Raw genomic sequence first — 14,419 nt, 5'->3', positions numbered from 1 at the left:
CTACTGCCCCATCGCCGAGAGGCCGTCGAGAATGTAGGTCAGGCCGAAATCGGGTCCGTAGTCTTGCAGTGTGCCTGTGCTGCAACCGAGTTGACGCAAGTGCATGAGATTGCAGAGCTCCTTGGCGGACTGGCTGTCGGTGAGGGCCTTGTCCAGCAGCCCGTGCACGCGGATCGCGCCGTTGTTCCGATCGACGGTGTTGTAGAGGTTTTCCAGTGTCATCGGGAGCACGTCGAGCATCTCGGACACTCCGCGCTGGTCCTCGACGATCGTCTTGGCGACGGTGTCGCCGTTGCGGACCGCCTGCTTGAGGTTGTCCCGGTTCTGCTCGATCAGCGTGGTGACTTCCTCGAGGATGCGGTTGATGGTCCGTCCGGTGGCGCCGGTGCCGAACTTCTCGTCGGCGAGCATCTGGCTGAGTTGGCGTGTGGTCGAGCCGAATTGACGCACTTTGGTGTCGTTGCGGGCGGCGGCCTCGGTGATCGAGCTGAGGTCGGTGATAATCGTGGTCAACTGCTCGCGGGTGGTCCCGCCCCGCTCGGAGCTGAGCCGCAGGGCGTTGGAGAGTTGGTCGAGAGCGGACAGGATCTTCTTGCCGTTGCCGTCGGTGATGGCGACCGCGGAGTCACTGAGGTCGGCGACGGGGCCCCCACCCCTTCCGTCGCCCTTCAGCGATTTGGACACCTTGTCGAGCATGTCCAGCACGCGGTCGAAAGCCACCGGCGTCTTGGTTCGGGTGAGTCCGATCGTGTCGTGGTTCTTCAGCACCGGGCCGCCTCGGTAGGGCGGAGTGAGTTCCACCTGCCGGTCGGTGAGGATGGAGGTCGTGATGGTGACGGCGCGGGCGGCCGCCGGGATCTTGACCTTCTTGTCCACCGTCAACTCGGCCTCGACGTAGCTGCCCTTGGACGTGACCTTGCTGACCTTACCCACCGGCATGCCCAGCACCGCCACCACGTTCCCCTCGTAAAGCCCAGCGGCGCTGTCGAATTGCGCGATCACCGTCATGGTGTCCAGGCGCGACTTCACGTAGTGGCCGACCAGCCCTACGGCGATGGCGGCCAGCGCCGCGACCGCGACACTTACGGCGATGAGTTTGCGCCTGCCGGTGGTCATTTGCAGTCCTTGAAGTACTGGATCATCTTGAACTCTTTGGCGCGACCGCTGATGGCACACATCCATGAATCGATGGCGAGACCATTGGGAAGGTTGAACTCGACGACCGGCCCATAGCCGGTCGCGTTGGTCAGACCGCGCAGGGCCACGGGGGCGACTTGCAACAGGTTTCGCAGCAAGTCGTCGTGCTGGCCGACCATGTTCGTCAGCTGGTGCAGGTTTGCGAACAGCTCGTCGAGCAGCGGCCGGTTGTTGACGACGATCTTGTCGAGCTGGTCGACGAGGTCCGTCAGTCCGGCGAACATGGCGTGAAAGGTGGCCTCCCGGGCCACCAGGTGCCCAAGCAGATCCTGGCCCTGATCCATCAGATGGCCGATGTTGGTCTGCTGGCGCCGCAGGGTATTGACTACTCGCTGAGTGCTTTTCAGTAGCGTGCCGAGTTGGCCCCGACGGTCCGCGGTGATGGTCGACAGGGTCTGCAGATTCGCGACGGCCTGCGGTATCAGTGGCGGTACGCCGCCAAGCTGCTTGCCCAGCACCGCGAGCGACTGCGCGAACTGGTCGGAATCGACCTGCTCGAACGTGGTGGTGGCGTCCTCGAGTAGTGACTGCAGGTCGTAGGGCACCTCGGTGTGGCTCAGGCTGATCGTCCTGGCCGGCAGCGAGCCCGGGCCGTCGGGAACCAGCTCGAGGTAGCGCGAACCCAGGATGGTCATCACCTTGATCACCGCGCGGGTGTTCTTGCCGAGGGTGATGTTGTCGCGCACGCTCAGTCCGGCTTCGACGTGATCGCCGTCGAGCTTCATGCTGGTGACGTGTCCGACCTCGATGCCGGCGACGGTGATCGGGTTGCCGGGTCGAAGCGTGGCGGCCTGCAGGAATTCGGCGGTGTAGTGGGTGTAGCCGATGCCGAGCAGCTTGATTCCCAGCGACACCGCGACGAGGACGGCGACCAGCGCCAATCCCGCCAGCCCCAGCCAGGTCCTGTTGTATGACTCGAGCGGACGACGCCGCGACCACCGGGCCCTGAGCGAGTCAGCCATTGGCCATGTTCCTGCATCGCGGGGTATGCCACCCCATGTTCTTTGTGGTGATCGGGTAGGCGTTGCCGGGGGTGGCCGCGTTGACGATGAATGTCGTGATGTCGTTGAGCCCCGGGAAGAAGCCGGTCGCGTTCAGGTCGCACGCGTAGGCGTTGCCGTAGGAGCCCTCGCTGACGGCGCGCGCGAAACCCTTGAGCAGCAGCGGCAGGTTGTCTCCGGTGAAGGCCAGCTGGGGTTCGATGCCGACCATGTGCTTGCTGAACCCGGGCTCTCGGGTGATCAGTTCGTTCAACGACGGGTCAACGTCGTCGGCGATCGCCGAGAGCCGACGGGTCACCCGAGCGATCGAACCCACCGAGTCCTGTAGCCCCGCGCGGCGGTTGTCAAAATTGGCCACCGCATCGCGGGTTTGGTCGAGTGCACGGTCGAGGTCGTCGTTCTCGCGGGCGACGGTGTCGGTGACCTTCGTGAGGTTGCTGATCAGATCGCCCAGGGATTGATCGCGGGCGGACAGCGTTCGGGTGATCGTCGAGGTCTGCTGCACCAGTAGCGGGATCGATGCCTGATCGCCTTGCAGCGACTGCAGGACGCCCTTGGTGAGGTCGTCGGCGTCCTTGGCGTTGAGCAGGGTGAACAGCGGCTCGAAACCGTTGAGCAGCTTGCCGACGTCAAACGAGGGGTCCGTCTGCTGCACCGGTATCACGCTTCCTGCGGAAAGTGTTGCCCTGTTGCCGATCTCGCCCAGCGACAGGCCCAGGTACCGCTGGCCGATGATGTTCTGGTAGGTCACCGATGCCACGGTGTTCTCGTAGAGATGCTGATCGTTTTCGACGATGAACGAGACCTTCGCCAGTTTGCCGGTGAGCTCGATGTTTTCGACGCGCCCGACACGCACGCCGGCCATTCGGACGTCGTCACCGATGCGCAATCCGTAGACGTCGGTGAACATCGCCGCGTACGGCGTGGTCGGACCGGCCACGTCACGCCGGAGGGTGGCGTACACCATCCACGTCACGGCGATGGCGATCGCCATGAAGATCGACAGCCCGATCAACGGCCCCCGTACCTTCACTTCGGCCCGCCTACCGGTTGTGGTTGCGCGGGTTTCAACGAGACGGACGTACCGCGCGCCACCGGGCCGAGCAGCAGTTGGGTCGCCACCGACGCCGAGCGTCCCTGCCCGGTGATCAAGCCCAGCTGGTCGCGTTCGTGTTGGCTGCCAACGGGTCCGACGTTGCCGCCGAATCCCGACGGCGCGACCGCGCCGGGTGGGCCGGGGTTCGGCCCCGGCGGAGGCGGCGGCGCGTCATCGGGATCGGCGGTTCCCGGGACCCGGGGCGCCGGACCGATGGGCCACGGCCACCACGGTAAGGGCGGGTTGGGGTCTTGCAGGCTGGGGTTCGGGTTGTACGGGGGCGGTCCGACCGGAACGAGGTTGCCGTCGGGCCCAACCTGGGTGCCCGGGGGCGGCGCCAGATCCGCTGGCGGGTGATAGTTCTGCGGTAGCAGAACCTCGGGCAGGTCGGGCCGGACCGCGATGGTCGGGGCGGTATAACAGCTGGGCCCCAGCAACTGGCCGTACCGCGGGCAGTCGGCGCGGGTGTAGGTGTAGCTCGGTGTCAGCGCCAGATTGACCCGCATGTTTCCGGTGTCGAGTTCGGGATCCCATACCTCTTCGAAGAACTTGTCGGACAACCGGTTCAATCGAGTGAAGATGGGCACGAACTTGTCGCTGTGCAAGGCGAATACGCCCAGGACCGGTGTGAGGTTCTGTGTCATCTCGATCAGCTGATCGGTGTGGTTGTCGAACGCTTGGCGGTTGACCCCGATGGTGTGATGTGAACCGGTGACCAGCGAGCGAAATTGCTCCCGCTTTTCGGCCAGCGTCTGCATCGGTTTGACCGCATCATGCAGCACATCGACAAGCTCGGGTGCCGTGGACTGCAGACCCCGGGTGGCATCCAACAGCGCGGAGACCGTGGTCGGCCCGGGATCGGTGGCGACGATGGAGTTGAGCTCGTCGAGCACGCGAGTCAATTGCGCGCCGGCGGTGAGTAGCGCACTCCGGCGGTTGTTGGTGGCGGCCGCCACGGCGGCCAGAAGTCCCACGCTGTGGTCCTCGCGGCCCCGGCCGGTTGCGGCGAGGATGTCACGCAGCTTGCTGATCGTCGTCTGGAAGATCACCGTCGAAAGCTGCTGGTCTTCGGGGATCCGCGCCCCGCTGCGGATGCTCGAACCTGGTCCGCCGTCGACGAGTTGCACCGACGACACCGCGAACACATTGCTGGGCACCACGCGCGCGGTCACCGCGCCCGGAATGTCCTTGGCGTATTCGGGTTTGAGGTTGATCTGCACATAGTTGGGTTTGCCGTATGCCGCCGGGACGACGTTGTCGACGGCGCCGACGAGCAGCCCGTGATACTTCACGTCCGAGCGGGCGGGCAGGCCGTCGCCCACGTTCGTCAGCTCGGCGACCACGCGGACGTAGTCATTGAGTTTTCCGGTGGATTTCAACAAGAGGGCGCCCGTGATGAGTCCCGCGATCAGCAGCACCGTGGCGCCCATGGCCAGCAGCTGGTGATCGGAGGGTCCCCGGCCGTCGAAATCTAGCGAATTCGGCATTCAGCCACCGAATCTCGCGCCGGCGTCGATGCTCCACAGCGCCATGGTGAGCAACATGTTGACCATGATCACGACGGTGATGCTGGCCCGCATGGCGTGCCCGGCGGCCACTCCCACGCCCTCGGGCCCGCCCGCGGCATAGAAGCCGTAGTAGCACTGCACGGTGGAGGACAGCCACACGAAGACAACGCATTTGAGCACGGAATAGGCAATGTCCTTGGCATTCAGCATCATCGTGAAGTAGTGCAGGTACGGACCGATGGAGCCACCGCTGATCACCTCGGCGACCACCTGACACGTCAGGTACGTCACCGCCAGGCACGCGATGTAAAGCGGGATGACCGCGATGACAGAGGCCATCAGCCGCGTCGTGACCAGGAACGGGATGGGGCGGATGGCCAACGATTCCAGGGCATCGATCTCTTCGGCGATGCGCATGGCACCCAGCTGCGCGGTGAAGCGGCAGCCAGCCTGCATCGCGAAGGCCAGCGAAGCCATGATCGGCGCCAGCTCGCGGGTGTTGACCAGCGATGAGATGATGCCGGTCGCGGGGCCCAAGCCGAGCAGATTGAGGAAGTTGTATCCCTCCACGGCGACCAGAGCGCCAGCGGTGAAGCCGAGCACCACCGCGACGCCAGCCGTGCCGCCGCCGACCACGATCGAGCCGTTGCCCCAGGCGATGTTGGACAGCAGTTGCAGGAATTCCGTGCGGTACTGCCGCAGCACGGACGGCACGGCGAGCACGGCCCGCACGAAGAACACCAGCATGTGCCCCAGCCGCATTGTCGGGGCGGCCGCGGCCCGGTAGGCGCCGACAAAGGGGCGGGCCAAGGTGGGGACATAGGCGGACGCCGTCATGTCACAACCCGGTCCTGGGATACAACGCGTTGTACAGCTCGCTGATCCCGACGTTGACGATCATCAGCACCAGAATCGATTCCACCACGGCGGCGTTGACCGAATTCGCGACGCCCGCCGGACCGCCCTTGGTGAAAAGCCCTTTCTGACAGGCGATTACCGCCACGATGGCGCCGTAGATGACGGCTTTGAGCAACGCTACGACCATGTCCTCGGTGGTGGCGAACGACGAGAAGGTCGCCACGAAGCTCCCGGGCGCGCCGCGCTGGAAGTAGACGTTGAACAGGTAGCTGGCCAAAAACCCGACGAAGCAAGTGATTCCGGTCAGGGCAACGCCGACCATGATGGCCGCGGCGAAGCGCGGCACCACCAGGCGGCGAATAACCGAAACACCCATCACCTCCATGGCGTCGGTCTCCTCGCGCATGGTGCGGGAACCGAGATCGGCGGTGATCGCGGACCCGACGGCGGACGCCATGAGGACCGCGGCCACCAGCGAGGCGGCCTGGCGAATCACCGCGAGCCCACTGGCCGCTCCGGCGAGTGACGTCGCCCCGACCTGGTTGGCCAGCAGGGCGAACTGGATGGACAGGGTCACCCCGATCGGCAGCGCCACCAGCACCGTCGGCAGCACCGCCGTGGCGGCCATGAACGCGCCCTGGCGGATGAACTCGGCCCATTGGAAGCGCCCGGTGAACAGGTCGACCATGCAGTACTCGATGGTGCGCAGCGCGAGGATGTACTGCTCGCCGAGGGTGTTGAGTGAGGCCAGGGGGTGCCGCACAACGTACCCCGCGGACCACTCCTGGATAGTGGCCACGCCCTCGGACGCTCGGTCATCGGTGAACGGTCGCTGTGCCCCCACGGGCGGCTATGTTAACCGCTGCTCGGCTTCTGCGAAAGATCCGACTCCGTCGACTGCGTCGCCTTCGCCGCCACGTCGGGACGCGTTCTCCCACGGTGACCCGTGGTCATCCCGCTGCTTCGCCTGGTAATGGCCCCTTGACGCATCGCGGGCTTCGCGAGAAGATCCCCTACCATGGCGCTGATGTTAATGATCGTTTGGCAATGAGATAGTGGTTCGGTATTCGGTGACCGCGGGATATCGTATTCCTGGGGAAGAGCGGATGAATCTGACGAGGTTGCGACGAGCAGGTGGCGGCCTATCGTGCGCCGGTCCAGCACTGGCCGTTGCCATCTCGCTGTCCGGATATGCCGCCGCCGATGCCGGCCAGCCCCCGCCGCCATTGCCGGTTTTCACGCCCGCGCCCAGTGAATGGTCGCCGAACTTCGACATCTGGCCGTACAACACGTTCACCGCACGGGTGACACCGGAGATGATCGGCGGAATGTCGGACTCGTGCCAGTGGTTCAAGGCGCAGTTCGAACCGCTGATGGACCAGATCAACGACTTCAACCGCTACCTCGGCGACCGGCATGACGATTACTCGGTCGGCGGCGTGCAGGGATACGCCCGCGCCGTGGTCGCCAACATCGACCAGTCGACGGCGTTCCTGGCGCCTCGAGTCAAGCCACTGATCATTACCAACCAGCCCGACAACTTCGGACCGTACTCGCCGGTTTACGGCGGTGAATCGATGACGCACTTGGCATTTCAACTGTCGCGCATCAGCGACAGCATCAAGAGAAAGGATCCGTCAGGAGTCACCCACGCGAACATCGTCTCGGCCACCGGCTGGGCGAACGCGCTTCGCGACTCCGGCGCGTGCAACTGATGAATCACCGCCCAGCACTACGACCAGTCGGCAACCCGGGAACGTGGTTGGTAAGCCGCTTTCGCCTCGCCGTGGCGGATATCGGCAATGACGCGACGCATCCACCGGCGCCCACGGGCGCCGATGCCGACGAGTCCGGCGGCGATGTGACGCCGGCCGACGTATCACCCGACACGAGCGACGACGCCGAGGAGACCGCCGAGCCCGACACGGCGGGCGACAACCAGGAGCTCGCGGACGAGGTGCGCCCGGATGCCCGAAAGCCTCGCCGGTTCAACGCCGTTCGCTGGACCGCCGCGGCCGTGCTGGCCGTCTTGATCGCGGGTTCGGGTTATGAAAGCTGGCTGTTGTTTCAGCACCACCAGCGGGAGGTCGCGGCCGCCCAGGCACTGGCTGCGGCCAAGAAGTACGTTCTCACGCTCACCAGTGTGGACACCAATGCAATCGACAAGAACTTCACCGACGTCCTCGACGGGTCGACCGGTGAATTCAAGGACATGTACACCAAATCCAGCGCCCAGCTGCGCCAGACGCTCATCGACAACAAGGCGGCGGCGCATGGGAGTGTGATCGAGGCCGCGGTCCAGTCCGCCACCGAAGACAAGGTGGACGTGGTGCTGTTCGTCGACCAGTCGGTGAGCAATGGGGCCGCCCCGGCCCCTCAGCTGGATCGCAGCCGCGTCAAGGTGACCATGGAGAAGGTGGACGGCCGCTGGCTGGCCAGCAAGGTCGATCTGCCTTGAAGCTGTTGCCCTAGAGTCGACTCGAGGCCGTGGTGGTCGGCGACCGCCTTGAGCGGTGGACACGTGTGCTGGTCCCACAGCAGCGGGGTCATCGAGCGCATCCTCCGGTGAAACCGCTGTCCGTGGGTGCGGCGAGGGCGGTGTCGAGGGCGTGATCGGGCAGTTGGAACCAGGCCATCGGCTCCGGCGGTGCGGGGGGCGGTTCGACCAGCCGGCGATGCCACCAGCCGACGTCCCACCACGTTTCGTGTTTGAAACCGACGCTGCGGAAGGTGCCAACCGGGGTGAAACCCAGCGCTTCGTGCAAGCCGACGCTGGCGGAGTTGGGTAACGCAATGCCCGCATACGCGTTGACATAGCCTTGCGCGACAAGCACATTGAATAGCGCTACGTAAAGCCGGCGGCCGTGGCCTCGGCGGTGAATCGATGCGTCCAGGTACAACGAGACGTCGACCGACCAGCGGTATGCCTCACGCGCGCGGTGCGGACTCGCGTAGGCGAACCCCTTGACTCGATCACCGTCGGCCACGACCAGCCAGGGCAGCCGCGCGAGCGTCCTCGTCATCCGGGAGCGCATCTCGTCGGCGCCTGGGGGCGTCGCCTCGAAGGAGATCGCCGTGTCGCGCACGTAGGGCAGATAGATCTCCGCGACCGCGTTCGCGTCGGCCGCCGTGGCCATTCGCACCCTCATGACCACACAACGCTAGTCGGGCGGCGATGCTTCAGGAAAAGAATTTAGCCATGAGCTTTTCGGCGATCCACCGGTGTGCGGTGTTCTGCGAGGCGACGAGTTGCCAGCGACCGTCCGCCCGTACGGCCACGCTGGTGTTCACGCGGGCGTTGCGGCGACTGCGCCGTCGTCCCGCTCTGACCACCGACGCGTTCGCGTGGATCAGCGCAACGTCGGGTGTGAGAAATCGGACCCCGACGATGTCTACTCGCAGCTGTGTTCGGTTGAGCAGCTTCCTGAAGAGCGGAACATACGATGCCGCGATGGCATCGCGTCCGACGTGACGGCCGCCCAGAAAGGTGATGTAGTCGGCGTCGGTGGTGAACACGCTCGCGTAGCCCGCGGGATCGCCTGCGGCCCAGGCAATTACCTGTCGATCGATGAGCGCCCGAATGGCTTGCTCGTCGGCCTGCTGGTCGCCGGCTGTCATGACGCCTCCCGCGGGTGGGTTATCCGGCTACGCGATCTCGGGACTGATCATCGACGCGATCGCATTGCGCGGCACCGACACTTGCGTCGCTTCCATCGCCGGCTGCAGCGCGTTCTGATCGAAGAAGAACACGATCGCGTCATTGGTGATCGCGAAACTCTGGTAGTTGGTCGGCTGGAGCCCGGTGGCCGGCGGAATCGACACCTTCGCCCGATACCGGTCGGCCAGGGTCTTCTGCACGACCGGCAAGATCGTTTGCAGCGGTTGACTTCCCGGCCGGAACAACGCATCGAAGGTGATCGGTTGTTGGTTGGCCAGGTTGAAGTTGAAGGATCTGTACCACACCAACGGGTGGGCGGCGCCGAGATTCTGATAGATCTCGGTGACAACCGACTGGGTGCCGGAGGCCGGGGGACCCGAACTGTACCGGGTACCGGTAACCTTCAGCGCTGTCGGCGATTTCAGCGCGTTCACCGGTCCGCGCGCGCTGCCGAAGTCGTCGTTGACCTTGGTCAGATAGCCGATCATCGTCTGCTCGTCGGGATAGTTGGCCGGAAACACCATGCTGATGTCCGACAGTGGAGCCGAGGCGTCGAAGTGGCACATTTGATTGGTGTCGACGCTCGCCGGGTCGCACAGTTGCGCGTCCGCGTGGGCAACGGCAGGGCACGTGAACGCGGCTGCCGATGCAAAGGCTGCCACCACCGCCGCGACCCACCGTGATCCTGGACGACGCCCCCTGCCAAAGTTCACCCATGCCTCCGTTGCATAACCCGCAGGGTGCATTGTCACAGACGGGCAACATCGGATGAACGGACGGTCGACGAGCTATCGGCAATGCCGCTGCGCCCAAGGCGCGCGCTCGCTGCCTCAGCGCGGCGCGTCCTGCAACTCGCCCTGCGGCAGCCTCGCGGTGGGCGCGCCCACCCTCGCTGGTCGGCGCCGGCCGGATGCCCGGGTGTTGATCCAGCACGCGAGCCCTCCCAGCACCAGGCCGACCGCGATCCCCGCATCGGGACGTTGATCCAGGATCATCCACGACAACACTCCGGCCACGGCGGGAATGACGGCGAACAGCATCGCCACCGCCGTTGCACCGTGGGTATTGATGGCCCGCACGTAGAGGCTCACCGCGAGCGTGGCGTTCAGCAGGACCATGCCGCTGACCGCGATCACCGCCTTGACGCCGTCGTGGACGGTGAACGGCGTGACGATCGCGAACGCCGCGGCGGGTATCAACCCGACGGCATTCTGCATGGCACTCATCACCCGGAAGTCGACGCCGGTGCAGAACCGCTGCTGATACACGCCGCCCGCCGAAAGTCCAAGCAGTCCCACGACAAGCAACACGATGACCGGATCGACGCCGTGGGTGCTCATCAGCCTTCGGGAACAGGCGGCCAGCACCGCGACGACGCCGAGCGCCAGCGCAACCACTCGCAGGACGCCGAGCGGCTCCCGCAGGAACGTCGTCGCCAGGATCGCGGTGGCCACCGGATTCATCGCAATCACCACCGCACAAAGCACCGCCGGCGCCCCGAGCTGAACGGCCTCGTACAAACAGCAGAACTGCACGCCCTGGATCAGCAGACCCGTGACCAGGACGTGGCCGAACTGCGCTCCGCGCGGCCAGCCGGCCCTGGCCACGATCGACCAGATCGCCAGGATCGTCGCGGCCAAACTGAATCGCAGCACCAGCGCGGCCATCGGCGTCATGGCGGTTACGGCCAGGGTGCCGATCGGGTATCCGAGGGCGTAGAAGAAGGTCACCGCCGTGGCGGTGGTGACTGGCATGCGGGGCAGAGGCATGCCACCCATGTTGGCTTGAACGACCGACGCAGTCCAACGATTATTGGCGATCACGATTGATCGCGAGACCTTATCGCTCCCCCGGCAGGGCATGCTTATTCGCGACTTGGTTGCCGATTATTGATTAGTTTGATTGATCGGATTACAGTGCGGCTATGCCCCAGGTGCTCGATATCGCGCCGCTGCGCAGCCTCGTCGCCGTCGCCGACTGCGGCGGTTTCCACCGTGCCGCCGCCGCCCTGCACCTGAGCCAGTCCGCGGTCAGCCAGCATCTGCGCCGCATCGAAGCGGTGGTCGGTGAACCGATAGTGCAACGCTCGGGACGGGGGGTCGCCTTCACCGAGGTCGGGCAGAAGGCACTACGCCATGCGCGCACGATCTTGGCGGCGCACGACAACGCGCTCGATGACCTGGGTGCGACCGAACACAAGGTCCTGACCATCGGCGCCACCGAACACGGCGCCGATGTGATGCTTGCCGGCCTGTCCCGGGTGTTGCGCGAGCGACTCCCCGACCTGCGGGTGCGCTTCCGGCTCGACCGCAACGTGTCGCTGGCCGATTCGATCGACCGCGGTTTGGTCGATCTGGCCATCATGCTCGACGGGGCGGGTCTGGATCGCGCTAACGCGTCGGGAGTTGTTCAGTTGCAATGGGTTTCCGCGCGCACACTGACGCTCTCACCGCGAGAGCCGCTGCCGCTGGTGATTTTCGCCGAGCCGTGCACATTGCGTGAGCCGGCCTTCGCGATTCTGGAAGGCCACCATATCGAGTACGAGATCGCCGCCGAGTGCGGTGATTTGTCCGGCCTCTACGCGGCGGTGCGATCGGGGCTCGGTGTGGCACTGCTGCCGATGATCGGCAAGTTCCCCGACGGGCTCAGTCCTGCCGAGGGGCTGCCGCCCGCCAACAACGCCTCGATACTGGTGCGCGGCCGTCACGGCATCGACCCCGACTTGCTGGGGACGGTCGACGATGCGGTGCGCGACTTGCTGGCCGCCGCAACCTGATTCGGTTCTCGTCCTTGCGGACGCCGGCCCTTGCCGCGATGTCGTTCGTGTCGTCGCGTCGTAGCCGTGCTCGGCCGGAGCCGCCCATGCGGCGTCAAGGCTCACGGGATCGCTCCAACCGTCCCCCGCGGTTCAGCGGCGTAATCGCAGCGCCAGGAAGTACTCGTGCTGTCGACTGCGGTCCACGGTGTAACCCATTGCCTTGGTGACACCCTCGGTGTCGTATTCCAGCCAGCGCTCGGTGCGCTGGCGCTCGAATTCGGTCCAGGAGGCCACCGTAAACCTCTCGAGAAACGTATCCGGTTGTCCGACACTGTGATACAGGCGCCAACTGTGTCCGCCGGTCCGCAGGCGGGACTGCCTGACCGCGCGCATCGCTTCGGTGAAGTCGTGGCGGTTCGCGGGCGGAACCTGATAGCGGACGGTCACCAGCACCGGCCCATCCTGCGGGCATGGTTCGAACACCAGTGTGGGTGACGGCCAGGCGGTGGAAACGTCGACGCTCAGCGTCCCGGTGCAGGGCAGCAGCGGGAGGATGAAGATGCTGAGGGCGACGACGCCGAGCACCACCGCCGACCCGATCAGCGCGGTGTGCATCCCCGCCCGCGTGGCGAGCGCACCCCAGACGTAGGAGCCGATCGCCTGAGATCCGGTCGCGACGAGCAGATACACCGCGAGGCCCCGAGCGCGCACCCAACGCGGCAGGGAAAGCTGCGCCGCGGCGTTCAACGTCGTCAGGGTGATCAGCCATGACGCACCGGACAGCACCAAGATCGGAGTCGCCGCGGCGAACGGCAGCCACGCCACCGCCAGCGGTGCCAAGGCGTACACGGCGGCCGACCCGGCCAGCAGGACGTTATCGGAAACCTGCTGGCGTAACCGTGCGGCAAACGCCACCGAAAGCACCGCCCCCAAGCCGATCGCCGCCAGCGCCACCCCGTAGCCGCTGGCGCCCAGGTGCCACCGGTGTGCCGCGGCCACCGGCAGCAGGGCGAGCACGGCCGACGCCGGAAACAGGAAAAGCACCGCGCGCAACAGGATCCTGCGGAAGATGGGGCTGTTGTCGACATAGAGCAGACCGGTGAGGATGGCGTGGCCGAAATGTTCCCGCTCCAACGGGGCGAATTGCTTGGGCCGCTTCCAGGCGGCGAGGGCAACGATGATTCCGGCGAACGACACCGCGTTGATGGCAAAGGCCGCCGCGGGTCCGGACACGGCCACCACGACACCCCCGATCGCCGGTCCGATCGCTCGTGCGGCGTTGCCCGCGACGCTGCCCAGGGTCGAAGCGGCCGGTATCTGCGCGCGAGGGACGACCTCGGGCTGGATCGCCTGCCAGGCCGGCCCGGCCAGTGCGGACGCGCAACCGATGGCCACGGTGAACGCCAGCAGCGACGTCGGGGTCATCCGCCCGAGGTAGGTCAGCACTGCCAGCGCCAAGGCGACCAGCACCGCGTAGGACTGCAGGACAAAGAGCAACCGCCGCCGGTCGAACAGGTCGGCGAGTACGCCGGCGCAAAGACCTAGCAGCAGCGTCGGTCCGAGGCTCGCAGTCTGCACCAGCGCCACGATGACGTCGCTACTGTGCTTTTCCACCAAGAACCATTGGGCCGCAACGCTTTGCATCCATGTCCCGACGTTGGACGCCAGCTGCGCGATGAACAGGCTGCGGTACACGCGGTTGCGGAGCGGTGCCCATGCCGACGGCTGCTCAGCCTCGGCGCTCTCCCGATCCTGAATCACCATTGGATCTGCGGGCCACCACCGTGCTCGAACCGCATACCACAGCGAAGCGCATCGGCGGCCACACACGCGAGGGGGTCGGCGAATACCAACGGCGAGCCGAGATCGACCTCTGGCATGACAGAACGCCTTTCGCGTGGTAGCGGGATTAAGAGTCTAAACCGGGCCCCGCACGCCCGCCACGCGAAGCGTTAGCCGTCTCGATGGCGCAGCAGCTCGAACCAGTTGTGTGGAACCCGCCCGCGCGGCCCGGGAACCGACTGATCCTCGGGGCGGCACTCGGGCGGCGCGAGCTCGGGACCCTCGTAGTAGTCGTTGGCCTCGTAGTTCCAGAACCAATCCTCGCCCGGCTCGAATGACCGGATGATCGGATGCCCGGTCTGCTGCCAGTGCTTGGTCGCATGGCGAGAGAACGAGTCGTCGCAGCAGCCGATGTGCCCGCAAGCCGCACAACGACGCAGGTGCACCCACCAACCGCCGGTCGCGTCGCACTCGAGGCAGCCCACGCCGCTGGGCGGTACCGAAGGGTCGACAGGAGCAGTCATCGGCGCCCCCTCCCTCGTGCATGGCAGCTGTTAGCGC

At 65.7% G+C, this 14,419-nt stretch carries 15 protein-coding genes; 3 read left to right on the top strand and 12 right to left on the bottom strand.

What is annotated here, in order from left to right; genetic code table 11:
• Genes A5624_RS02755 through A5624_RS02730 form a run of 6 tightly spaced genes read right to left on the bottom strand, consistent with a single transcriptional unit; the run spans position 1 to position 6,504 of the window.
• Entirely contained in the window at positions 1–1,116 is a 1,116-nt protein-coding gene (locus tag A5624_RS02755; protein WP_066861154.1) for an MCE family protein, read from the bottom strand.
• On the bottom strand, positions 1,113–2,159 hold the full coding sequence (locus A5624_RS02750) for an MCE family protein (protein ID WP_066861151.1): 1,047 nt from the start codon (positions 2,157–2,159) through the stop codon (positions 1,113–1,115). Before A5624_RS02750 ends, A5624_RS02755 begins: the two co-directional genes overlap by 4 nt.
• Positions 2,152–3,231, bottom strand: coding sequence for an MlaD family protein (locus tag A5624_RS02745; RefSeq protein ID WP_066861148.1), 1,080 nt, complete (start codon positions 3,229–3,231; stop codon positions 2,152–2,154). The genes A5624_RS02750 and A5624_RS02745 overlap by 8 nt, the downstream gene beginning before the upstream one ends.
• On the bottom strand, positions 3,228–4,781 hold the full coding sequence (locus tag A5624_RS02740) for an MlaD family protein (protein ID WP_066861145.1): 1,554 nt from the start codon (positions 4,779–4,781) through the stop codon (positions 3,228–3,230). Before A5624_RS02740 ends, A5624_RS02745 begins: the two co-directional genes overlap by 4 nt.
• Positions 4,782–5,639 carry an ABC transporter permease gene (locus tag A5624_RS02735; protein ID WP_066861142.1) on the bottom strand — a complete coding sequence of 286 codons (858 nt, stop codon included), beginning with the start codon at positions 5,637–5,639 and terminating at the stop codon, positions 4,782–4,784. It abuts the gene before it with no gap.
• 1 nt (position 5,640) lies between these two features.
• On the bottom strand, positions 5,641–6,504 hold the full coding sequence (locus tag A5624_RS02730; RefSeq protein WP_066861140.1) for an ABC transporter permease: 864 nt from the start codon (positions 6,502–6,504) through the stop codon (positions 5,641–5,643).
• A gap of 262 nt (positions 6,505–6,766) precedes the next feature.
• Here A5624_RS02730 and A5624_RS02725 point away from each other — a divergent pair, with 262 nt between their 5' ends.
• Positions 6,767–7,375 (top strand): hypothetical protein, encoded by a 609-nt coding sequence (locus A5624_RS02725; protein WP_066861138.1) that lies wholly within the window; start codon positions 6,767–6,769, stop codon positions 7,373–7,375.
• Positions 7,366–8,118 (top strand): Mce protein, encoded by a 753-nt coding sequence (locus A5624_RS02720; RefSeq protein ID WP_156748762.1) that lies wholly within the window; start codon positions 7,366–7,368, stop codon positions 8,116–8,118. Before A5624_RS02725 ends, A5624_RS02720 begins: the two co-directional genes overlap by 10 nt.
• Before the next feature lie 88 nt (positions 8,119–8,206).
• Here A5624_RS02720 and A5624_RS02715 read toward each other — a convergent pair whose 3' ends face one another.
• The 4 genes from A5624_RS02715 to A5624_RS02700 all read right to left on the bottom strand — a co-directional run bounded on the left by A5624_RS02715 (position 8,207) and on the right by A5624_RS02700 (position 11,096).
• The gene (locus A5624_RS02715) at positions 8,207–8,797 is read right to left on the bottom strand and encodes an arsinothricin resistance N-acetyltransferase ArsN1 family B (RefSeq protein ID WP_066861132.1); all 591 of its coding nucleotides are present in this window, start codon (positions 8,795–8,797) and stop codon (positions 8,207–8,209) included.
• 43 nt (positions 8,798–8,840) lie between these two features.
• A complete protein-coding gene (locus A5624_RS02710; RefSeq protein WP_066861129.1) occupies positions 8,841–9,278 on the bottom strand; it encodes an SgcJ/EcaC family oxidoreductase in 438 nt (145 codons plus the stop codon).
• Positions 9,279–9,305: 27 nt separating this feature from the next.
• Positions 9,306–10,064, bottom strand: coding sequence for an esterase (locus tag A5624_RS02705; RefSeq protein ID WP_066861126.1), 759 nt, complete (start codon positions 10,062–10,064; stop codon positions 9,306–9,308).
• Between the two features lie 84 nt (positions 10,065–10,148).
• Positions 10,149–11,096, bottom strand: a complete 948-nt coding sequence (locus A5624_RS02700; RefSeq protein WP_231997829.1) for a DMT family transporter — start codon at positions 11,094–11,096, stop codon at positions 10,149–10,151.
• 146 nt (positions 11,097–11,242) lie between these two features.
• Here A5624_RS02700 and A5624_RS02695 point away from each other — a divergent pair, with 146 nt between their 5' ends.
• Positions 11,243–12,094, top strand: coding sequence for a LysR family transcriptional regulator (locus A5624_RS02695; RefSeq protein ID WP_066861123.1), 852 nt, complete (start codon positions 11,243–11,245; stop codon positions 12,092–12,094).
• 132 nt (positions 12,095–12,226) lie between these two features.
• Here A5624_RS02695 and A5624_RS02690 read toward each other — a convergent pair whose 3' ends face one another.
• Both A5624_RS02690 and A5624_RS02685 read right to left on the bottom strand, forming a co-directional pair.
• A complete protein-coding gene (locus tag A5624_RS02690; protein ID WP_066861119.1) occupies positions 12,227–13,840 on the bottom strand; it encodes an MFS transporter in 1,614 nt (537 codons plus the stop codon).
• A 188-nt stretch (positions 13,841–14,028) separates the two neighbouring features.
• Positions 14,029–14,382 (bottom strand): UBP-type zinc finger domain-containing protein, encoded by a 354-nt coding sequence (locus tag A5624_RS02685; RefSeq protein WP_066861116.1) that lies wholly within the window; start codon positions 14,380–14,382, stop codon positions 14,029–14,031.
• Positions 14,383–14,419: the final 37 nt, after the last annotated feature.

The organism is Mycobacterium sp. 1482292.6, assembly GCF_001672995.1.
GTDB classification, from domain to species: domain Bacteria; phylum Actinomycetota; class Actinomycetes; order Mycobacteriales; family Mycobacteriaceae; genus Mycobacterium; species Mycobacterium europaeum_A.
This window is presented reverse-complemented; position numbering and strand designations above follow the sequence as displayed.

Coding starts and splice junctions, on each gene's coding strand:
- A5624_RS02700 (WP_231997829.1), bottom strand. CDS start 11,096: ATGGGTGGCATGCCTCTGCCCCGCATGCCAGTCACCACCGCCACGGCG.
- A5624_RS02755 (WP_066861154.1), bottom strand. CDS start 1,116: ATGACCACCGGCAGGCGCAAACTCATCGCCGTAAGTGTCGCGGTCGCG.
- A5624_RS02750 (WP_066861151.1), bottom strand. CDS start 2,159: ATGGCTGACTCGCTCAGGGCCCGGTGGTCGCGGCGTCGTCCGCTCGAG.
- A5624_RS02710 (WP_066861129.1), bottom strand. CDS start 9,278: ATGACAGCCGGCGACCAGCAGGCCGACGAGCAAGCCATTCGGGCGCTC.
- A5624_RS02740 (WP_066861145.1), bottom strand. CDS start 4,781: ATGCCGAATTCGCTAGATTTCGACGGCCGGGGACCCTCCGATCACCAG.
- A5624_RS02735 (WP_066861142.1), bottom strand. CDS start 5,639: ATGACGGCGTCCGCCTATGTCCCCACCTTGGCCCGCCCCTTTGTCGGC.
- A5624_RS02685 (WP_066861116.1), bottom strand. CDS start 14,382: ATGACTGCTCCTGTCGACCCTTCGGTACCGCCCAGCGGCGTGGGCTGC.
- A5624_RS02695 (WP_066861123.1), top strand. CDS start 11,243: ATGCCCCAGGTGCTCGATATCGCGCCGCTGCGCAGCCTCGTCGCCGTC.
- A5624_RS02725 (WP_066861138.1), top strand. CDS start 6,767: ATGAATCTGACGAGGTTGCGACGAGCAGGTGGCGGCCTATCGTGCGCC.
- A5624_RS02705 (WP_066861126.1), bottom strand. CDS start 10,064: ATGCACCCTGCGGGTTATGCAACGGAGGCATGGGTGAACTTTGGCAGG.
- A5624_RS02690 (WP_066861119.1), bottom strand. CDS start 13,840: ATGGTGATTCAGGATCGGGAGAGCGCCGAGGCTGAGCAGCCGTCGGCA.
- A5624_RS02715 (WP_066861132.1), bottom strand. CDS start 8,797: ATGGCCACGGCGGCCGACGCGAACGCGGTCGCGGAGATCTATCTGCCC.